This is a genomic window from Brevibacillus fortis (assembly GCF_046196545.1).
GTDB classification, from domain to species: domain Bacteria; phylum Bacillota; class Bacilli; order Brevibacillales; family Brevibacillaceae; genus Brevibacillus; species Brevibacillus fortis_A.
On the sequence record NZ_CP176370.1, the window covers coordinates 1,040,272 to 1,059,155 of the forward strand.

At 46.0% G+C, this 18,884-nt stretch carries 23 protein-coding genes; 13 read left to right on the forward strand and 10 right to left on the reverse strand.

The window, feature by feature from the left end:
* Positions 1-100 precede the first annotated feature (100 nt).
* Both ACKKE8_RS05465 and ACKKE8_RS05470 read left to right on the forward strand, forming a co-directional pair.
* Entirely contained in the window at positions 101-409 is a 309-nt protein-coding gene (locus ACKKE8_RS05465; RefSeq protein ID WP_409177279.1) for a hypothetical protein, read from the forward strand.
* 59 nt (positions 410-468) lie between these two features.
* Positions 469-1,095, forward strand: coding sequence for a hypothetical protein (locus ACKKE8_RS05470; protein WP_409177280.1), 627 nt, complete (start codon positions 469-471; stop codon positions 1,093-1,095).
* Positions 1,096-1,168: 73 nt separating this feature from the next.
* Here ACKKE8_RS05470 and ACKKE8_RS05475 read toward each other — a convergent pair whose 3' ends face one another.
* Positions 1,169-2,050, reverse strand: a complete 882-nt coding sequence (locus tag ACKKE8_RS05475) for a YitT family protein (RefSeq protein ID WP_409177281.1) — start codon at positions 2,048-2,050, stop codon at positions 1,169-1,171.
* Between the two features lie 241 nt (positions 2,051-2,291).
* Between ACKKE8_RS05475 and ACKKE8_RS05480 the strand changes: the two genes are divergently transcribed.
* From ACKKE8_RS05480 to ACKKE8_RS05490, 3 genes are all read left to right on the forward strand, one after another.
* The gene (locus ACKKE8_RS05480) at positions 2,292-2,777 is read left to right on the forward strand and encodes an SRPBCC family protein (protein WP_409177282.1); all 486 of its coding nucleotides are present in this window, start codon (positions 2,292-2,294) and stop codon (positions 2,775-2,777) included.
* A gap of 125 nt (positions 2,778-2,902) precedes the next feature.
* Entirely contained in the window at positions 2,903-3,229 is a 327-nt protein-coding gene (locus ACKKE8_RS05485; RefSeq protein ID WP_106833682.1) for a YnfA family protein, read from the forward strand.
* A 19-nt stretch (positions 3,230-3,248) separates the two neighbouring features.
* Positions 3,249-3,893 (forward strand): DUF2625 domain-containing protein, encoded by a 645-nt coding sequence (locus ACKKE8_RS05490; protein ID WP_409177283.1) that lies wholly within the window; start codon positions 3,249-3,251, stop codon positions 3,891-3,893.
* A 40-nt stretch (positions 3,894-3,933) separates the two neighbouring features.
* On the opposite strand, the gene eutH is transcribed toward ACKKE8_RS05490, so the two are convergent.
* The 3 genes from eutH to ACKKE8_RS05505 form a co-directional block, all read right to left on the reverse strand.
* Positions 3,934-5,205, reverse strand: a complete 1,272-nt coding sequence (eutH, locus tag ACKKE8_RS05495) for an ethanolamine utilization protein EutH (protein ID WP_409177284.1) — start codon at positions 5,203-5,205, stop codon at positions 3,934-3,936.
* Between the two features lie 375 nt (positions 5,206-5,580).
* Entirely contained in the window at positions 5,581-5,781 is a 201-nt protein-coding gene (locus tag ACKKE8_RS05500) for a cold-shock protein (RefSeq protein WP_007725380.1), read from the reverse strand.
* 250 nt (positions 5,782-6,031) lie between these two features.
* A complete protein-coding gene (locus ACKKE8_RS05505; protein WP_409177285.1) occupies positions 6,032-6,631 on the reverse strand; it encodes a nitroreductase family protein in 600 nt (199 codons plus the stop codon).
* A gap of 205 nt (positions 6,632-6,836) precedes the next feature.
* Between ACKKE8_RS05505 and ACKKE8_RS05510 the strand changes: the two genes are divergently transcribed.
* On the forward strand, positions 6,837-7,199 hold the full coding sequence (locus tag ACKKE8_RS05510; RefSeq protein ID WP_409177286.1) for a VOC family protein: 363 nt from the start codon (positions 6,837-6,839) through the stop codon (positions 7,197-7,199).
* A gap of 53 nt (positions 7,200-7,252) precedes the next feature.
* On the opposite strand, the gene ACKKE8_RS05515 is transcribed toward ACKKE8_RS05510, so the two are convergent.
* Complete coding sequence (locus tag ACKKE8_RS05515) at positions 7,253-8,038, reverse strand: class I SAM-dependent methyltransferase (protein WP_409177287.1); 786 nt, start codon at positions 8,036-8,038, stop codon at positions 7,253-7,255.
* Positions 8,039-8,187: 149 nt separating this feature from the next.
* On the opposite strand from ACKKE8_RS05515, the gene ACKKE8_RS05520 reads away from it, so the two are divergent.
* Positions 8,188-8,850, forward strand: coding sequence for a futalosine hydrolase (locus ACKKE8_RS05520; RefSeq protein ID WP_409177288.1), 663 nt, complete (start codon positions 8,188-8,190; stop codon positions 8,848-8,850).
* Positions 8,847-9,692, forward strand: a complete 846-nt coding sequence (locus ACKKE8_RS05525; RefSeq protein WP_409177289.1) for a 1,4-dihydroxy-6-naphthoate synthase — start codon at positions 8,847-8,849, stop codon at positions 9,690-9,692. Before ACKKE8_RS05520 ends, ACKKE8_RS05525 begins: the two co-directional genes overlap by 4 nt.
* A 63-nt stretch (positions 9,693-9,755) precedes the next feature.
* Here the strand turns inward: ACKKE8_RS05525 and ACKKE8_RS05530 are convergent, their stop codons facing one another.
* Entirely contained in the window at positions 9,756-10,292 is a 537-nt protein-coding gene (locus tag ACKKE8_RS05530) for a superoxide dismutase family protein (protein WP_409177290.1), read from the reverse strand.
* A gap of 228 nt (positions 10,293-10,520) precedes the next feature.
* Between ACKKE8_RS05530 and ACKKE8_RS05535 the strand changes: the two genes are divergently transcribed.
* The 3 genes from ACKKE8_RS05535 (at position 10,521) to ACKKE8_RS05545 (ending at position 13,514) form a co-directional block, all read left to right on the forward strand.
* Positions 10,521-11,246, forward strand: a complete 726-nt coding sequence (locus ACKKE8_RS05535; RefSeq protein WP_409177291.1) for a DsbA family oxidoreductase — start codon at positions 10,521-10,523, stop codon at positions 11,244-11,246.
* Between the two features lie 182 nt (positions 11,247-11,428).
* Positions 11,429-11,968 (forward strand): RNA polymerase sigma factor, encoded by a 540-nt coding sequence (locus ACKKE8_RS05540; protein WP_409177292.1) that lies wholly within the window; start codon positions 11,429-11,431, stop codon positions 11,966-11,968.
* Positions 11,952-13,514 (forward strand): YcdB/YcdC domain-containing protein, encoded by a 1,563-nt coding sequence (locus ACKKE8_RS05545; protein WP_409177293.1) that lies wholly within the window; start codon positions 11,952-11,954, stop codon positions 13,512-13,514. The genes ACKKE8_RS05540 and ACKKE8_RS05545 overlap by 17 nt, the downstream gene beginning before the upstream one ends.
* Before the next feature lie 52 nt (positions 13,515-13,566).
* On the opposite strand, the gene ACKKE8_RS05550 is transcribed toward ACKKE8_RS05545, so the two are convergent.
* Positions 13,567-14,505 carry a Gfo/Idh/MocA family protein gene (locus ACKKE8_RS05550; RefSeq protein ID WP_409177294.1) on the reverse strand — a complete coding sequence of 313 codons (939 nt, stop codon included), beginning with the start codon at positions 14,503-14,505 and terminating at the stop codon, positions 13,567-13,569.
* Between the two features lie 116 nt (positions 14,506-14,621).
* On the opposite strand from ACKKE8_RS05550, the gene ACKKE8_RS05555 reads away from it, so the two are divergent.
* Positions 14,622-15,578 (forward strand): helix-turn-helix transcriptional regulator, encoded by a 957-nt coding sequence (locus ACKKE8_RS05555; RefSeq protein ID WP_409177295.1) that lies wholly within the window; start codon positions 14,622-14,624, stop codon positions 15,576-15,578.
* 40 nt (positions 15,579-15,618) lie between these two features.
* On the opposite strand, the gene ACKKE8_RS05560 is transcribed toward ACKKE8_RS05555, so the two are convergent.
* A complete protein-coding gene (locus ACKKE8_RS05560) occupies positions 15,619-16,194 on the reverse strand; it encodes a GNAT family N-acetyltransferase (RefSeq protein WP_409177296.1) in 576 nt (191 codons plus the stop codon).
* A 95-nt stretch (positions 16,195-16,289) separates the two neighbouring features.
* Positions 16,290-17,081: an aminoglycoside adenylyltransferase domain-containing protein gene (locus ACKKE8_RS05565; RefSeq protein ID WP_409177297.1), complete on the reverse strand. Its 792-nt coding sequence runs from the start codon at positions 17,079-17,081 to the stop codon at positions 16,290-16,292.
* Between the two features lie 314 nt (positions 17,082-17,395).
* Here ACKKE8_RS05565 and ACKKE8_RS05570 point away from each other — a divergent pair, with 314 nt between their 5' ends.
* On the forward strand, positions 17,396-18,319 hold the full coding sequence (locus ACKKE8_RS05570) for a GNAT family N-acetyltransferase (RefSeq protein WP_409177298.1): 924 nt from the start codon (positions 17,396-17,398) through the stop codon (positions 18,317-18,319).
* A 62-nt stretch (positions 18,320-18,381) separates the two neighbouring features.
* Here ACKKE8_RS05570 and ACKKE8_RS05575 read toward each other — a convergent pair whose 3' ends face one another.
* Positions 18,382-18,825, reverse strand: a complete 444-nt coding sequence (locus ACKKE8_RS05575; protein WP_409177299.1) for an Lrp/AsnC family transcriptional regulator — start codon at positions 18,823-18,825, stop codon at positions 18,382-18,384.
* Positions 18,826-18,884: the final 59 nt, after the last annotated feature.

Here is an 18,884-nt window from a genome sequence, read left to right on the forward strand (position 1 = left end):
TGTTATTCTTATATCAATAACAGTCTATTAGCATATAAAACCGGGAGACAACCGACAAATCACTCAACAAAAACATCACAGAATAGGATGGTGAAGTAAAGTGGAGGTATTTGATCATTCATTTTCTAAAGATGACATAGAGGAAATATCCGTATTAAAAGATCTATGTAATGGAATTAGTATTAATGGTAGTCCTTTTATATGCTTTGAGGTACTAGATGATATTTTCCAGGAACGATATAAGCTTAGTCAACTATCAAGAGAAAAATTAGTAATAATTACAGAGCAGTTACAGGAATATAATGATTTCTGGAAGAATGTGGAATGGTACGATAATCAGAAAATGCAAAAGTTATTACCTAAGTTTAAAAAATTTATCATGCAAGAAATGGCTACTAGATATGAATAGAATTGTTTAGAAGGAAATGATCCCAACGAGCCTGATTAGTGAGTAGAGGGGGATGCCCAATGCAATGGTGGCTTAATATAATTTGGATCATTACTGTATTCGTTAACCTATCAGGTCTTATCTGGTTTGTACTCGGTTCGACTGCAAACTTTCAACGCGATCTAGACCTGATATCAACAGTACTACTTGTATATCTAGGTATACCAACCATAATATTATGTGGCTTGTCTTTTTATCTATTGTATAAAAAGTGGAGCCCAACAAAATGGTGGGAAGCCATTGGTGTCTCACTTTTGATGATCGCAATGCTTTTTATGACACCTCAGTTTTATAAAAATGTAGATACGAGTGGATGGTTAACAGATAAGGTACAGACTGATTCGATACAGCAAACATCAGATCATCAATTTGAATACTGTATTGAACTTATTAATTTGTTTCAGAAAAATAGTACAGCTCGTTTATATTTAAAAAATAACAATACCCTCGAGGAAGTAAGAATTCCGTTAGAGCTACCTACAAAAGAAGTGGTAGGAATTACTTGGAGTAGTGTAAATTACTTTATTAAGCTAGAACCAACTGCTGATTCAAACATATACCTCCTAACCACAACTGAGGACCTTCCTTTGGCAACTGAGAAATATGAAATTAATGTACAAGAGGGAACGGCAGTAAGAATAAAGTAAAAATATGTCTACACAAAAATACCCTATAGACAGACGTTCCCAAACGCCTGCTCTACAGGGTACATTTTTCCTTTTAATGAATCGCTTTCTTCTTAAACTGCCCGCCGCGCACATCGTGAATATTGCCGACAGCCAAGAAGGCATTCTCGTCCACTTCTTCCACGATCAGCTTCAGCTTGGCTTCTTCTAATCGTGTAATGATGCAGAAAATTACTTTCTTGTCGTCTCCAGTATAGCCGCCTTCACCATTCAAATAGGTAACACCACGGCCCAGACGAGCAACAATCGCATCTCCCAAATCCTTGTGATTGTCGCTAATGATCCATACCGCTTTAGACTCCTGGAAGCCTTCGATGGTCAGATCGATCATTTTGAATGCAATGTAATAGGCGATCAGCGAGTACATCGCGCGATCCCAACCGAATACAAATCCGGCACTGCTCAAAATGAATAAGTTCATGAACATTACGATCTCACCAACGGAGAACGGAGATTTCTTGTTAAGCAGTACAGCGACGATCTCTGTACCGTCCAGAGAGCCTCCATAACGGAGAACAAGTCCTACACCAATCCCGAGAAGTATGCCGCCAAATACAGCTGCAAGCAGGGGATCATCCGTTAGCCCTTTGACAGGATGAAGCAGTGTCGTTCCGATTGACATGATCGTAACCCCGAAGAGGGTCGAGAGTGCAAACGTTTTTCCAATTTGCTTGTACCCTATGATTAAGAAGGGCAAGTTAAGCACGAAAAGGAAAACGCCAAGAGGGAACCCAGACAGATGCGAGGTAATAATCGAGATACCTACGATTCCACCGTCGATAATATTGTTCGGTACGAGAAAAATCTCGAGTGCCACCGAGAACAGGGAAGCACCAATCAGGATACCGAAGATCCTCTTGAGCAATTTTCCAATGGGTAATTTCTGATGAGCCGATTTTGCAAGTGGTTGTTCCATCGTTCCTCTCCCCATTGTGAAATTTTTTACTTACTTAGCTATTATAGCATTCATTCTTATGCGATTACTGCACAATTACACTTTTTAGTAAAAAATATTCCATTCAGACTTGTTCAGACTCATTTATACGCTTGAAATCTCGTTCAGGCGTTAAATTGGAGACAGCGAGTGTTCTGTATTGACTGGTTATACAGAAATTGCTATTTTCAAACTGTTAGGAAAATAGTTGGGGGGAAGTTTAATGGGTTTCTTCAAAACGGAGATAGAAGTATCATCATCCATAGAGTTGGTTTGGTGGGCATGGACACGAAAGGAACGGCTTGTTCAGTGGTTTGCGCCTGATGCAACGATTGAGCCGTATCTGGGCGGAGCGTACGAATTATACTTCAATCCAGCTATTCGCGACCAGATGGGGACGAAAGGGTGCATCATTACCCATTTTGAACCGAAGGAGCGCTTGGGCTTTACATGGAAGGGGCCGGATGAATTCGCAGATATCATGAATCACGAGGATGCCTTGACTTACGTGCTCGTCACCTTGTCTGAAGCAGAGGGGAAAACGCAAGTATTGGTCGAGCATTTCGGTTGGAAAGAGGGAGAGGAGTGGGAAAAGGCTCGGGGCTGGCACGAAATGGCTTGGTCACATGTATTGGGGAGCCTGAAATCTGCACTTGAATCGGGCAAAGGAGACCTGTGCTGCTCTCCACAGGCTGCCCATCAAGGGTAGATTTTGAGGATTCGTTCGTCATGGCGAGCCAATGTGATGATTACATCTACAGACTATGAGAGACAATCAGATAATAGACGTGATCTTTGCACTTACTCGTTTTGATAGGAAAAGAGGAAACATGGATGACAGTATCGATACTATTGTTTATTTTGGCGGGATTGGCGGAAATCGGCGGGGGATATTTGGTATGGCTGTGGCTAAAGGAGTCCAAGCCATACTGGTACGGTATCGTCGGGGCGCTGATCCTGGTGTTGTACGGAATCATTCCTACGCTTCAAAGCTTCCCTTCCTTCGGGCGGGTATATGCCGCCTATGGAGGGGTTTTTATCATTCTTGCTGTTTTTTGGGGATGGCTGGTGGATAAAAAGACACCCGATTTGTATGACTGGGTAGGTGCGATCATCTGCCTGATCGGAGTGAGCGTCATCTTATGGGCGCCGCGCCAATAACTTTGGAGTGGAGGCTGAAATGAAAAGCTTCGAGGAATTGTACTGCGAAGAGGATTCAGCGATGGAAGAAATAAAAAAATGGCAGTCAGCATCAGACCGAAAGATTACCCTTCTGCCGTCTGAACAGGAGAAAGGGAAAAAACAGCTTGTTGATTTACAAGTAACGACGAGGTCAACTCTAGGGGCTGTTGCTTTTGAAACGGGCGGAATTCTGATTCACCAAGGCTGGCTGCGGATTCTAGGGTCCGGCCATCCTCATTTACCCCGTTCCATCACTTCTTGGAATCAGCAATGTGCCATGAACCAGATGCTGTTGGTAGCAGACGATGTCATAGGGGGATTCTTTGCGATCAATGGTGGAATGTTTCCGGATTCGGTAGGCGGTATATGGTATTTCGCTCCGGACAGTCTTGCGTGGGAGGATCTTGAAATTGGCTATTCCGACTTTTTGCACTGGGCAATGACGGGGGATATCCATACGTTTTATGCGACATTTTTCTGGAAGGATTGGGAGAGGGACGTTTCTAATCTAAAAGGCGATGAAATATTTGCGATCTATCCTTTTTTGTGGTCAAAAGAAGCGCGTGAATTAACAATGGAGGGGTGTTCAAAAAAGCCGGTACCTGCATGGGAAATTTGGGAGATGAACCAAAAAGGTGTATGAAGGAAAAAAGAGCGGCCCACGAAGGACCGCTCTTTTGCTTTTATTGTTTGGTTGCTGCAACTTCAGCTTGCGCGCTGTGATGATCCAAGTACTCGTCTGGACCGATAATTCCGGCAGCACGATCTTGTTTTTCCAGTTCAAGTGCTTTCGGAACGGAGAGCCAGTAAGCAAAAGCAATCCCGATAATACCTGCACCCAATTTACCAATCATAACCGGCAAGATAATGTTTGGTTGGAAGTTAGCCGAGAAGGACAAGTGGTCACCCAGCAAGAAAGCTGAACAAACCCCGAAGGAAATGTTGATAACCTTGTCTTTTGGCGGCATGGAACGAATGAGACGGAACATAGCCAGGATGTTCGCGCTAGTTGCGAGCAAGCCTGCACTACCAGAAGGGCTCATGCCCAGCTTATTGCCCAACATTTCGAGTGGCTTCGCTGCATATTTACGCAGCATGTAAACCATTGGGAACGCACCTGCGAGCATAATCCCGATGTAACCGGCAGTTTCCAACGCACGGTATTGATCGGTTGGATCGGCGATGATCGGATCGAAGCCCCAAGCTCCGAAAACCTTTGTAAAGATGCCAGTAAAGTGTTGCACGATCGAGAATACGAGAACGAGCTTGATACCTGCATCCATTGTCTTTCCGAAAATCATGAAGCCTTTAATCATCAGGTCTGGCAGGAAGCGCAGACCAGCAGCAATCGCTAATACGAAGAACAAAATTGGTGAAAGGTTCAGAAGTACCTGTCCGAAGCCAATGGCAAAAGCATAAGTCGAATCAGCGTTCGTCGAGATTTCAGCACGAACCTCTGCATTTGTCAAAACAAGAATGGCACTAGAGATAAAAGCACCAATCGGAACAGTCAAAATACCGGACATTACGCCAAGCGCCATGTATTTATGGTCGCGCTTGTCCAACATAGCAAGTCCCATAGGGATGGAGAACACGATCGTAGCACCGGCCATCAGACCGACGATCATGGCCATAACCCATCCTTCCGTGGTGGTCTTCAGGAGGTTTGCCAACTGATAGCCACCCATGTCAGATGCGAGAATCGCAGTTGCCGCAATCGCAGGATCTGCTCCAATTTTGTTGAAGATGGGTGATACCGCTTTTTCTACGAACCAAGAGATGTACGGGAGGGAAGCCATGATACCGGCAGCAGGAACGAAGATGTAACCTGTTGAGTGAATCCCTTCCATGAACTCTTTACCGAGACCCTCATCGCTGTTGCGGATCGCGGCAATGGCACCAATCACTGCACATAACATGATGATGTAAATAATGACGCTTCCAATGTGCTCCATGGATATCCCACCTTTTTGCGGATGTAAACAATAAAAGCACTTAGGATCTCATCAATGAATGAGATAGACCCTAAGCGCCGTTGCTTACTTTGTATGAACTTGTTTACAGGTAATGGCAATAACAACCAGCTGGAACCGCTTTCATAGCTCGCTAAAAATAAACGAAAAATACAAGTCGCGTTTATTTTATTGTGTCATTTTGGAAACTTATGCTAGAAAGCGCCGTTGCTTTACTCTGCATTATAAAGTGATTATATGGGGAGGCATGGCTAATGTCAACTGCTCTTTAGGAACAAAGAACGAATTTTTGCGAAGAAAAAAAGCTGGAAAAAAAAGCCGCCCTTGTTATTCGCAAGGGCAGCTTTATGTTGTAATTTACAGTTTTGTTACGTTCTCAGCTTGTGGTCCACGGTTGCCTTCAACCACGTTGAATTCAACGCGTTGGCCTTCTTCGAGGGTTTTGAAACCGTCGCCTTGGATTGCGCTGAAGTGAACGAATACATCGTTTCCGCCTTCAACTGCGATGAAGCCATAACCTTTTTCTGCGTTGAACCATTTAACTGTACCTGTTTGCATGGGTGTTACCTCCAACAAAATAAAATGAATATGTAACTTTTATTTATGGATAAAATAAAATTCACACATTGTAAAAGGTTCAAACATAAGTGTAAACCCTTTACAATATGTGAACGCTTTAATAAGAATCTTTTGTTTAAGCTAATATTATCACAGAAAAAAGAGGAAAGCAATCGCTCAATAAACGAAAAGACGGCCTGAGTACGAAATGTTCAGAGCCGTCCATTACGAATATGGAACAAAATGTTACTTAGGAAAAGAACTTCACTCTCTCATCCAAAGGTTGGAATTGTTTTTCACCTGGTTGAGCGGTTGGTTTGCCAAAAGGCATTTGTGCTCTCAGCTTCCATTGGCTAGGGAGGTTCCACGTTTGTTGGATTTCTTCATCGATGAGTGGATTGTAATGTTGTAAGGAAGCACCGAAGCCCTCGGTTTCCAACGCAGTCCACACAACATACTGAAGCATGCCAGAAGATTGCTCGGACCAAATCGGGAAATTATCTTTGTACGCTGCGAATTGCTGCATGAGGTTTTCGACGACGCTCTGGTCTTCAAAGAAAAGAACAGTGCCGTAGCCGCTACCAAAGGCGTTCATTTTTTCTTCCGTGGCCCCGAAATTTTCAGCGGGGACGATTTTACGCAGCGTTTCTTTGGTCATGTTCCACAGCTTATCGTGCTCCGCACCTAAGAGGACAACGACGCGAGCGCTTTGGGAGTTGAATGCGGATGGTGTGTACTTTACTGCTTCCTGAACGATTTCTTTAATGCGCTCATCAGATACAACATTTTCCTTGCTGATCCCATAGTACGTTCTTCTGTCTTTTACGGCTGCAATAAAATCCTTACCCACTCTGCATTCCTCCTGCAACTTGTTTTTACACTAACATGATGCATTGAAAGGGAGAAGCTTATTCAATGTTTTGTTCCTTACATTTCGTAATTAAATATAAATTCCTGTGAAACTATTGTCAACATTTGGGTGTGCTGATAGCGATAAGTAAACTTTTTTTCGGTTACAATGGGATGATAAGGTTCGAGCTAGTAAGGAGGATATGATGATTACCAAAATGGCAACGGTAGCTGTTTACGTAGAAGATCAACAACGCGCAAAAGTGTTCTGGACAGAGAAGGTTGGATTTGAAGTCAAGCAAGAGCACCCGATGGGACCAAACAGCAGTTGGCTGGAGGTAGGACCAACAGGTGCCCAGACTGCTTTGGTACTCTATCCAAAAAGTATGATGAGCAACTGGCAGGAACAAAAAGCTTCGATCGTTTTTGAATGTACAGAAATTGAAAAGACGTACGAAAAGATGCGAGCGAACGGTGTTGTTTTTCAAGGAGAACTGAACAAGATGCAGTGGGGGACCTATGCGACTTTTCAGGATGAAGATGGCAACAGCTATTTGCTAAAAGGATAAGCGTAGTGACAACCTCTGGCTAAATGCGGCTGGAGGTTTTTTAATAGGAAGAATCAAACAATCGCGCGAACGAGGTAATACATATGTGTAGTTGGCAGACCGTCAGAAGTCGCATAGTGGTCAAAAATCGGCATAACACTTTCCATGTGTTGTTCAATGGCGGACGTGAGAATAGCGGGGCTTTGTCCGAAGCAACGCATGCGAATGACATCGAGTGGGCTCTGAAAATACTCGGTGGCGATCACCGTCTGAATATCGACTCGCTGAAAAGCAGCTTGTCTGAGTCTCTCCTGAAGATTTTGCAGGATCGGAGTGTCTACTGGACGTGAACCAAATAAATGAGGAAACCATTCGAATAATTCGGCTGACAACTGATCGCCTGGATGCAATCCGATGAATGAGCCTCCTCTTTTGACGACGCGTGCTATATCTGGATAGGCGGAGGTAGGTCCCTTGCGATTGTAGGCGCAATCGAACGTATCGTCATGGAAGGGGAGGGTATATTTCGTATTGGTGACAACGAAGGAGACGTTTTCGGGTGTTTGCGTCCGGGCCATTTCCACAAAGTTTTCTGTCACATCCAAGCCGACGATTTCTTTGGCAGAACGGCTCCAGTGCAGTGTGAATGCGCCGTGCCCGCAGCCAATGTCGAGAACGGATTGATTCGGAACCATGCGACTAATTTCTTCCATAAAAAGCGACTCGCCATTCGGTTCTGTAATGGTAGAGCGCCACGGGTATACGTAATCACCAGTCATTTTGCCCAGCTGAGTGTACCAGGCCAAAGAATAGGGGGCGAGCCAGTCGGGATGGGTGTTTGGATTCGGTGGATGAAGCATGATCGGTCACCTCTCATCTAACGAAAATGCACAACAGGTATCATTGTAATAATTTCCCTGTCTTTTGACAAACTCTTTAAACGGCTTTACACGAACGAAAAGTAGCGATAACGTGGAAGAGGGAAAGCGGTTGAAAGGAGCCAGGGCAAATGATTTTGTCACAACAATATAGAAGCATTCTGATCGTGACCTCCGTTGACGCAGAACGGGATGCAGTGATGCGCGGCATTCAAGGGGATGAGCGTTTCACAGTAATCGCTGGGGGAGTAGGGCCAGCAGCAGCCGCAGCGAGTACAGCCAGAGCGCTTGCTCGCGTGGACTACGATCTGGTCATTTGTGCAGGAATATGCGGTGGATTCGTGGGACAAGCAGAGATTGGGTCGCTGGTTGTCGCGACAGAGATTATTTGTGCGGATTTGGGTGCAGAAACGCCTGAGGGCTTTTGCAGTGTGGACGAGCTGGGATTTGGTTCAGCTCGGGTAAGTGTCGATCAGGAATTGGTCGAACAGTTGACAAATTCGATGAAAGAGGCAGGCTTGGCCGCCAAAAAAGGAATCGTACTCACACTGTCAACCGTGACGGGAACAGCGGAAACAGCGGCGGCTTTGGCACAGCGGATGCCAGACGCGCTAGCTGAAGCGATGGAGGGGTATGGTGTTGCGACTGCTGCCCACGCTGCTGGTCGACCTGTTCTGGAAATTCGCACGGTATCGAATGCAATTGGACCGCGGGATAAGTCCGCTTGGCGGATAAAAGATGCGTTGGAATCTCTGGAAAAGGGAAGCTCTGTACTACGGGAGGTACTATCATGAAAATTGCGTTTTCACCATGTCCGAATGATACTTTTGTTTTTCATGCTTGGGCACATGATTTGATTCCGGGAGCACCAAAGCTCGATATTATGTACGCAGATATCGATATTACGAATACGCTTGCTGCACAGGGGGAAGGCCCTGAAGTAATGAAAATTTCCTATGCGGCATTGCCATGGGTGATGGACAACTACTCGCTGCTCCCTTGCGGCGGTGCACTGGGCAGAGGATGCGGGCCACTCGTTTTGACCCAAGGAAATTCTGGCGAGAATGCGAACGATCCAGCACGCCTGTCCAACAAACGTGTAGCCGTTCCGAGTGAGCGCTCCACAGCTTATTTACTATTCCGGCTCTGGGCTGCACAAAATGTCCCAGGTGGTGTAGGGGAGATCGTCGTCATGCCGTTTCATGAGATAATGCCTGCTGTACGTGACGGCAAGATCGATGCGGGACTCGTGATCCACGAGGCGCGTTTCACGTATCAAAACTACGGGCTGTCTCTTATGACTGACTTGGGCAACTGGTGGGAGTCTGATACCAATTTGCCGATTCCGTTGGGGGCCATCATCGCGAAAAAATCAATGGATATCGAGGCTCTGACCAATTGGACGCGCTCCTCTGTGGAATATGCTTGGGCGAATCCGACCGCATCACAAGAATATGTCATGTCTCATGCCCAAGAGCTGTCCCTTGAGGTAGCGCAAGCGCATATTAACTTGTACGTGAATGAGTTTACGAGAAATTTGGGTAACGATGGTTATGCAGCTGTCGAGGCGTTGCTCGGTCGCGCAGCCGAGGAAGGGCTTGTACCAGCATTTGATTTGTCTACATTACGGCGATAGCTGATTCAATAATGGGAGGGGGCAGCTTACAGAGTTGCCCCCTTTTCCTGTTCGAGTGAAGCGTTATCCAGCGTAGATCACTCCACATGCCAGTCGTTTTCCGCTATTTCCTGCCGGCTGCGAATGGAAGTCATCGGGACTTTGATGGATGATTAGGCTTCTGCCGACCACATCTACTGCACTGATTTTGTTTGTGAAAAACGTCATTCGCGCATACCCATCATTGGAAAACAGCACGGGGAAATCGCCTACGTGGTTGCCATGTGGTTGTTGTGTAGGATTCCAGTGACTGCCTGCTGGGGTAAAGGGATCTTCCGGATTTCCTACTGTACAGACGCCATGCTCATGCAAATGAAAACCAAAAGGCCCGACTTGCGGCTGATTGCCAGCGGCTGGCTGGAAAGCGGGGAGACCGCTGACTTCTACGAACACTTCGGTGCCGTAGGGGACATCGGTAAACACAACGTAGCCGTGCAGGTTCGGCGCCAGTGGACCGCCCTGAATTTCGGCAAACGATTGTCCTGTTCTCCGTCCATGTTGTGAGGATACAGCTCGCAAGTCATACTCATATGGGTTTTCATAAGGCTGATATCCGTACATGTTACACCACCTTACTTCATGATCCAATTTGACATATCTTATGTAAGTGGTGGGCGCATGGTTACTGGGCTCTGTTTTCTATACCGATTGCATGGGCAAAGTGCAGCTTTCAGCCTCCAAAGTGCATAGTCGTACCGTACGTTGTTGTATAATGTGCATACGACGAATTTTGCAGTGTGCGGTTTGCTGTCTTTCGGTCAGCACCGTTCAAATAGAGGAGGATGGAACATGAAAATTGAAATTTGGTCTGATTTTGCCTGCCCGTTTTGCTATATCGGAAAGCGCCGTCTGGAAGGAGCGCTGTCTCAATTTCCGCATAAGGATCAAGTAGAGGTCGTATATCGCAGCTTCCAGCTCGACCCGCAGATGGAACGCGATACTGATATGGACATGCATGAAGTACTGGCAGCCAAGTATAGCATTCCGCTCGCACAGGCGAAGGGCATGAATGACCAAGTAACCCAAATGGCAAAAGGTGTTGGTCTCGACTATCATTTTGACACGATGATTCCGACCAATACATTCGATGCGCACCGCTTGACGCACTTTGCTCATGCCCATGGAAAAATGAAGGAAATGAAGGAGCGAATGCTGAAGGCGTACTTTACGGAATCGCTCCATCTCGGTGACCACGAGGTGCTGGCACAGCTTGCTTCTGAGGTAGGCTTGGACAAGGAAGCGACGCTCGCCATGCTGGCAGGGGACGAATACAGAGAGCAAGTACAAGAGGACAAACAAAGAGGCAACGATTTGGGTGTCACGGGTGTACCGTTCTTTGTCATTAATAACAAATATGCAGTCTCTGGCGCGCAGCCAGGAGAAGTCTTTTTAGGCGCATTGAACCAGATATGGGAAGAAGAAAGCGCCGCTCCTGCTCTGAAATTTGTGCAGAACGACGAGAAAAAAGACGAGCAATCCGGCGACAATTGCGCAGATGGCTCCTGCAAAATATAAGGTTTAGCTAGGTTACAACCGATTCCTAATAAGGAGTCGGTTTTTTTTGTGGAAAAAACTTCATTTACCCTGAAACAAAAATCGACCTCATTCGAATAATGGTCAGAGTGAAAAACAGCAGACCGGTGAGTTCTACACCTATGGGGAAGAGGAAGCAAACGAATAAGAAAGGGGGGAGCCTGTTGTCGCCCGATTTGGCAGAACGGATAGAGGTTATTTACGAGACCCACTATGATGACATCTACTATTTCTTGCTCTACTTTACAGGCAGACAAGAAGATGCAGAAGACATGGTGCAGGAAGTATTTTCACGACTCTTAAAAATACTTCCGAGGTATGACGGTCGGGTCGCAATGAAGACATGGCTTTTTTCCATCGCCAAGCATGTCGCGATTGATCATTACCGCAAGCAAAAGTGGCAGCGTTTGTTCTCAGACAATTGGTTGGCCCTCATGAAGTCTACGGAGGGTCTTCCAGAAGAGGAGCTTGCGACAAAAGAAGAAATGCATAGTATTCAACGTGCTTTGCAAAAGCTGAAGCCCGATCAGCGTATCATTGTGATTTTGCGATACATAAAGGAGTACAGCGTGAAGGAAACAGCCGAGATTTTGGCGATTCCAGAGACAAAAGTGAGAGTGGACTGTCACAGGGGACTAAAGGCGTTGCAGAAAATACTCGGCAGCGCTTGCGAGGGGAGGATTGCCAATGAGTTTGCCAGATGAAAACCGCGTAATCGAATTACTGAAGCAAGTCAGGCAGGAGAGCAATCCACCTCGTCAAGTGTGGAAGCAGATGGGCAAGGAAAGGCTCATTCGTGAGGCGTATCGCATGCAGCAGGCAGCGATGGTCAAGCGAGTTGTCGCCGGAGCAGGTTCCCTTGCAGCAGCCGTATTCATGGGTGTTTGGCTGAGCTATGATTCACCGCTGAAGCCATCTGTAGATACGCAAGCAACCATCTCTCCTCCTGCTGTCATAACAGCTACACCACCGCATGCTACCCCTTCCCTGCCAGTTGAAAGTAAGGCTAAGCCACAGCAGGAGCAGGAAGCTGCCCCAAAAGTAGATAACAAAATCGTTCAAAACCAAGCAGTTACTCGTGATGCTCCAAGGCCGCAGACATTAGCACCAGAGGCAGCAACGAATCCATTAGATATGAGTCGACTCACACCAACACGTGAGAAGTCGCCAGTGGAGGTACAGGCAGAAGCCTATTTGCAAAAGAAGCTGGGAGCACAGAGCAAACAGTTTGAAGTGGATCATGTTCACTCGAATTTGGCACAAGGAGAAGTAGCTTTTCGCAAAATCATCAATGGCATTCCACTTCAAGAGAATAGCGCGATGGTCCGTATCTCCCCAAAAACAGGTGAAATGACCTTACTTCTTTACCCTGATCTCGAAGATAGTGGCGTAGCGTCATTGCCTGCCAATCGTGACGGGACGATCGACAAAGTGAAGGCAGCCCAGCAATTGGTTAGTACGCTTCGACTCGTTTATGCAGGAAAGAAACAACCAGGACTTCAATACGTAGCAGCATCAGATGTTTATGTGAACGCGAAAACAGGCAAGCTGATCAGCCAAGAGGGAGCAGAGAAAAAGTCCTTTGCTGTTGCGGGACAAGGAGTACCACTCGTGCTGAAAACTTCTGAAGAGGTGGCAGAGCTGCTTGAGCGCAAGTTGGACATAAAGGTGGAACAAAAAGCATTCATCGGTGTAAATCCGCATAGTATTTCATACTCTTGGAATGATGGGCAGGGCAACGGCGTTTCCGTTGAGACGACAGATGACGGAGTATTCCTCGGGTTTTCACAGATGGCTGCAGATGGACGTAAGAACCAACGAGAAACGACCTACGAACAGGCAAAAGCGCTCGCGATAGCCCACCTGGAGAAATTCCTCCCCATCGATGTTCGTGAGTTGTCATTGGAAGCGTTGCAAGAGTCACCTAGCACCATCCAGTTTACTTTTGCACCAAAGGTCAACGGGATTCCCGTCATGGATCATCCTTATAAGGTGTCGGTCGAGCTGGCTAGCGGGCTTGTTACCGAGCTTACGGGCAACTTTTCGGATTTATCATGGATACAGACTGATCAGACAGCAAAAACCCTCTCCAAGGAAGAAGTACGTGATCTATTTGTGCAGCATGCCCCACTGGAACTCGTGTACTTGCCAGCGGAAAAAGGGGCGGAGCCAGTACTTGCTTACCAAATCCGCCGGGATTCAGAACAGCCATGGGCAATAGAAGCCACGACAGGCAAGGTCATCAATTAAAGAGCACGCAGTGAACCTCCATGAAAAGACGCTTCATGGAGGTTTTGTTTTTTTACTGGCGCGCAAGCTGTTTCTGTAGTCCAAGCGCGAGTTCTAAGGACTCAACTGCATGATCAACATCGATAATCGATTGTGTATGGTCCGTAAAGCATTGAATGGCATGACGCAAGCTCTCTTCATACGGATTGACAGGTTCGAGAACGAGTGCATTCTTGCCTGAGGATGTGTATTCCCATAAGAAAGATTCCGTTTGACCATGGCTGTCAGCTTCCTGAAAGACGAGCTTTGCCTTCTCAAAGTACGCTTCGTAACCGACAGTGAAGGGGTACGAGGTCGGCATCTGCGAGGAGGCGACTATTTCAACATGCGCATCAGGGTAATGAAAGTGCGAGTGGACGATGGACTGTTTTTTATCCGATGATTCTGTCCCCCATGCGCTCATACTGGCATTGCGACCGAACAGCCATGTTACGAAGTCCAGCTCGTGGATCATCAGATTAGTTGTAATGGAGGACAAGCCTAGATCCCCCCATAAAGGAGCTGTTTCTCTTTTGAGCGAGAGGGAGAGGAGCCGTCCGTATTTGTTTTCTGTCTGAGCACTGCGAAGGTAGGCGTACGCCGGGTCAAATTTGATAAACTGATTCACCAACAGCTTTTTTCCCGAACGGTCTCTTGCGTGCTTCATGGCTTGTGCATCGTCTAGCGTATAACAAACCGGTGTTTCGCAGAATACATGCTTTCCGTTTTCGAGTGCTTCTCCTGCGAATTGCCGATGCAACTGCGAAGGCAAGCAAATGTCCACGACATCGATAGTAGGATCGCGCATGATCTCGTCCATATGCTTCGTAATCTCCACATGCAGCTCTTCCTGTAGCTTTTGCAGCTTCGATTCATTTCGACCGAAAACTACCAATCTATCAACACCATCCATTTTTTTCAGCAGATGAACATGATACGCACCAAAGCCGGTTCCTAATACTGCGATATTCATCTTACATCCCTCCCATAATGATAGCTCTATGATATCTTTGTATTGTTGACAGCATCGTGTCATCAATTTGACTGCGTCGAAAAATAGAGTGATATTTTTGTCCGTGGAGGCTGAAGATGAGACTGCATCGATTGATTGCGATCTTGCTGCTGATCGAATCTAGAGGAAAAATGAAAGCAAAAGAACTTGCTACTGCACTGGAGACGTCTGTTCGCTCGATTTATCGGGATATTGACGCACTTTCCCAGGCAGGGATTCCGATCGCGGCAACTTCGGGGCCTGGCGGTGGAATTTATTTGATGGAAGGATATACGGTCAATCTGAAACAGCTGTACGTCGATGATGTCGTGCACTTGTATTTGACCGGGATGGGGATTCATGTAAGGCAGGATACCGAAACTGGACACAAATTAACGTCTGCTTTACTCAAATTGGAAAAGACGTTGCCGCAGACTTATCGGCCAGATATCGAGAAAGCGAAGAAGCGTTTCTATTTCGATGAGGCTCCGTGGTGGGAAGAGAGAGTGGTTATACCGAGTCTGGAGGTTTTGCGGGCAGCGGTTTGGCGTTCAAGTAAAGTCGTCATTGCCTACCGCAAAATGGATGGGAGCAGCTCGTCACGTACGGTATGTCCCTACGGTCTCGTCGTGAAAAAAACGGAGTGGTATCTCGTTGCTTACTGTGAAAACGCGCAGGAGGTTCGAACATTCAAATGCGAGCGGATTCCTTCTGTTCATGTACTGGAGGAGGCGTTCGAGATTCCGGAGAGCTTTTTGTTGGCAGGTTATTGGACGAATCAGGAGGCGGCGTTCAAGCAGGCTTGTCGTGAAGCTGAATATTTTCCTGTAGTGATCAGATTGCATGCTGAAAAGCTGGCCGTGCGAGAGAGGCTGGAGGTGATTTCCACTGTACAGCGGGGAGAGTACGAGCAATTGACGGTTAATTTGTACAGTTATGAAAGAGCATGTCGCGATATTTTGGATATGATCGGACATATGGAGGTAGTGGAGCCAGTGGAATTAAGAGCTTTTGCAAAAGAGAGAGTGCGAGAAATGATGGCACTCTATAAGTAACATACGCCAAAAGGCTTCGCACCAAGTCGATGCCAAGCCTTTAGCGGGAAAACATGGGATAACTCGCGTGCACATGCTGCTTGAAGCCCTCATAGTCCGAGGCATGTATATGAGAGTCGTGGTCGCTTATACATACATGCTTCATGCCAAGGCGCTGAGCGAACCGATTGCCTGCTTCTGTGATATTATCCATGATGATCGATTGGATGCGGCAGCCACTTTGCTCAACATGAGCCAGTACATCGAGATAATGATGTAGCATCATGCGCAAGGCAGGGCTTTTCCGATAAGATTGATCGACAACGACACAGGACAGAAAATAATAGACTTGCTCGGGTGAAGTAGTTAAATCTTCGATATCCGCAGTCGTCATCAGGCTGTCTTTAAACGTCCCTTGTGCAATTTGCAGGTAGATATGCGGTTTGACGGGAAGCAGGTTCATAAAAGCGATGATGCGCCCATTCTCTTCGATTGCAACAACGGAATCGGGACGAAACAAATACCAATTGTAGCTCTCTTCATAAGGTGTAATAAATTCAGCATCATAGTATTGAAGCTCGAGTTGTGCCATCTGTCTAAAATGCTCAAGGTGCAAATGCTGCTCCATGATTTTCATAATCAAATCTCCTTCCTTATGTAAAGCGGCTTTGCCGTAGAGCTTCGGCTCGCTGTACGCTTTCTTTGGTCCAAGTCGGTGTCTGGGGATGATCCTTATTCCGTCTTACTAGGCGACAGCTCGCAGATATAGTGTATAAATCGCTGAGTTTCCTTTGCCCGCTTGAATCTGTTCGAAAACAAAGATGGTTCATTTGGTTGGTAGCGTATTCGCAAGGATTCTTTCAATAAAAGATGCCATTCACTTGGGAGTTCTTGCAGGGCTTGTTCTACGGCTTCTCTCTTGGGAATAATGCTCGCATGGATGAGCGCGTAATAGATTCGGCATAAGGTGAAAACGGCGAATTCTACCCACCCATCGAGCAAGAAATTCAGCATGCTTTTTCCTTTTGGCGCCCAATAATCATGTACATTGTATTTCATCGTTTCCCCGACATCAAACCACTGGGTAGGGATGTGTAATGCTTCAACACTTTTCCCCATAACGGTAATGCCCTGTTGCTTGAGGATCCACCACGTCACATGATTGATATCATAGTGGCCGGATGGTTTGAATATCCCATTGTCAACGTAAGGATAAGGCTCCAAAGATGGATTGGTTTTTCCGATGTCATCCAGCTTGATATACATGCCGTCCATTCTCTTGGCTAATGGGTTGGCCTTATGGAGAGTATGATGAATGTTCTTGAGTGTTTCTATTTCTGCATTCGTTAACCCTCTATGCAAAAGTGTTACAAAATCAATATCGCTGTTATCTTCCTCGAAGCCTGACAGCGCAATAGAACCATACAAATACACACCGTAGATGACATCAGGCAGTTCTGCCATGAGTCGTTGCGTATAGTCGTGTAATAAAGGTCTAACGCTTTCCGGGATTCTCGTGTCCATAAGGAAGCTCCTTCTCCCCAACTTTTTCGAAGTCACCTGTGAAATTGATCATTTCCATAATTTTCATACCTCCAGTAAATGAGTTAAAGTTTACTTGGTTTTTGATTTTCTCGCAAGATGAATCCTTACCTGATGGGAAAATGGTTTGATAGCTGATAAGGGACACGGTATGATAATTCATATGGAAACAATTGTTAAAGGAGGCGTTTCTTATGATTGGATACATGCTAACAAAGGGCAAATTTTTGATGGGGAACTCGCGTAAGTAGCCCGCAAATTCGTGATATTCCCCGATTTCGAAAGGGGTATAAAATGTGAGTCTATTATCAGCTGACATAATTATTCGGAATTTTCAAAAGGAAGACTTCCCGTTACTCGGCGAGCTATATCAAGCTGTGACTGCAAAAGAAAACGCGACGTTTTGGTGGGTCGGTGAAGAAGCAAATTGGAGTAATGTCTATTGTGCATTTGAAAATGGGAAAATGATCGCGAAGGGTCAAGTCAGTATCATTAATACGATCCCTCCCGGACGTTCAGAGGAAACCAAACATTCGATCTACGTGAATATAAAAACGCTCCCGGAGCGAGACGATCACGACGATTTGCTAGAAAATGTGTATCAGCATCTTTTTCAAAGAGCTCTGCAATTAAAAGAAACGTTGCCAGGAACGTACCAAACGATGCTATGTGTTGGTAACGATTCTTCCGAAACAGAGAACAACCGATTTTTCGCCCAAATGGGCTACAAGCGTTTGAATAGCTTGTTTCAGATGAAGCGCGATTTACTAGAGTCTATTCCTGTGTTAACGCTGGATGAAGACTTTGATTTTTCGTATTGGAAAATGGAGAGCCCAGAGGACGAAAAAGATTACTTAAATGTGGAAGCCACCATTTGGCCAGATGCTCCATTAGGACTTGAACGATTGTTTGATTACAAGAGTAAGGCGCTCTGGACATCGATGGTGATTCGTCATAACGATACGATAGCTGCTGGCTTGATGGCATGGCGAGAGGAAGACGAGGGAGTAATCGAGGATGTTTTCGTACAAGAACCTTGGAGGAAGCGTGGGTTTGCGAAGTATTTACTGACACAAGCATTGGGATATCTAAAATCGCATGAGCTGAAATCCGCGTATCTCATGGTAGAAACGACGAATAAATCTGCTTTGGCTCTGTACGAATCAGTTGGATTCCAGCTAGATAAAGAAGAGATCAGGTGCTATACAGAATTGAAATAAGAAAGACGAAAAGAGGGAGCGCTAGAGAGGCTTCCCTCTTTTGCTATTACAGTGAAGGATGTTTAGCACTCCTCGATCACAGAAGGAACGATCTTTTTCTGTTCGATTGGTGAGGACATGACGATTAAAGTCGTGGATTCCCCGTGTTCCCCACTGGCATTGATAAATGCCTCCAAGGACTGCATGGAAGCAGTGACGACCTTCAGCAGGTAATTGTATTGTCCGCTGATTCTGTGCAGCTCCAACACATCTGGATACTCCTTGCAAAACTCGATGAATTTTTCGCAGCGTTTTGTATGAAAAAGTAAATAAGCACTGATATGTTTATTTGCTTTTTCTGGAGCGAGGATGGCACGATATTGCATGATGACGCCTTTGTCCTCCATTCTGCGAACTCTTTCCGTGGTAGCCGGTTGAGACAGGTTGACCAGTTTCCCCAATTCCGTCATGGAAATGCGGGCATTCTCCTGCAAAATCATGAGTATTTCCTTATCCACTTGATCCATTCGCATGACCCCCTTTACTTTCCATGAATTATCTCCATAATACCGTTGTTTTCAAGGGG

Coding starts and splice junctions, on each gene's coding strand:
- ACKKE8_RS05470 (WP_409177280.1), top strand. CDS start 469: ATGCAATGGTGGCTTAATATAATTTGGATCATTACTGTATTCGTTAAC.
- ACKKE8_RS05475 (WP_409177281.1), bottom strand. CDS start 2,050: ATGGAACAACCACTTGCAAAATCGGCTCATCAGAAATTACCCATTGGA.
- ACKKE8_RS05480 (WP_409177282.1), top strand. CDS start 2,292: ATGGGTTTCTTCAAAACGGAGATAGAAGTATCATCATCCATAGAGTTG.
- ACKKE8_RS05485 (WP_106833682.1), top strand. CDS start 2,903: ATGACAGTATCGATACTATTGTTTATTTTGGCGGGATTGGCGGAAATC.
- ACKKE8_RS05490 (WP_409177283.1), top strand. CDS start 3,249: ATGAAAAGCTTCGAGGAATTGTACTGCGAAGAGGATTCAGCGATGGAA.
- eutH (WP_409177284.1), bottom strand. CDS start 5,205: ATGGAGCACATTGGAAGCGTCATTATTTACATCATCATGTTATGTGCA.
- ACKKE8_RS05500 (WP_007725380.1), bottom strand. CDS start 5,781: ATGCAAACAGGTACAGTTAAATGGTTCAACGCAGAAAAAGGTTATGGC.
- ACKKE8_RS05510 (WP_409177286.1), top strand. CDS start 6,837: ATGATTACCAAAATGGCAACGGTAGCTGTTTACGTAGAAGATCAACAA.
- ACKKE8_RS05515 (WP_409177287.1), bottom strand. CDS start 8,038: ATGCTTCATCCACCGAATCCAAACACCCATCCCGACTGGCTCGCCCCC.
- ACKKE8_RS05520 (WP_409177288.1), top strand. CDS start 8,188: ATGATTTTGTCACAACAATATAGAAGCATTCTGATCGTGACCTCCGTT.
- ACKKE8_RS05525 (WP_409177289.1), top strand. CDS start 8,847: ATGAAAATTGCGTTTTCACCATGTCCGAATGATACTTTTGTTTTTCAT.
- ACKKE8_RS05530 (WP_409177290.1), bottom strand. CDS start 10,292: ATGTACGGATATCAGCCTTATGAAAACCCATATGAGTATGACTTGCGA.
- ACKKE8_RS05535 (WP_409177291.1), top strand. CDS start 10,521: ATGAAAATTGAAATTTGGTCTGATTTTGCCTGCCCGTTTTGCTATATC.
- ACKKE8_RS05545 (WP_409177293.1), top strand. CDS start 11,952: ATGAGTTTGCCAGATGAAAACCGCGTAATCGAATTACTGAAGCAAGTC.
- ACKKE8_RS05550 (WP_409177294.1), bottom strand. CDS start 14,505: ATGAATATCGCAGTATTAGGAACCGGCTTTGGTGCGTATCATGTTCAT.
- ACKKE8_RS05555 (WP_409177295.1), top strand. CDS start 14,622: ATGAGACTGCATCGATTGATTGCGATCTTGCTGCTGATCGAATCTAGA.
- ACKKE8_RS05560 (WP_409177296.1), bottom strand. CDS start 16,194: ATGAAAATCATGGAGCAGCATTTGCACCTTGAGCATTTTAGACAGATG.
- ACKKE8_RS05565 (WP_409177297.1), bottom strand. CDS start 17,081: ATGGACACGAGAATCCCGGAAAGCGTTAGACCTTTATTACACGACTAT.
- ACKKE8_RS05575 (WP_409177299.1), bottom strand. CDS start 18,825: ATGGATCAAGTGGATAAGGAAATACTCATGATTTTGCAGGAGAATGCC.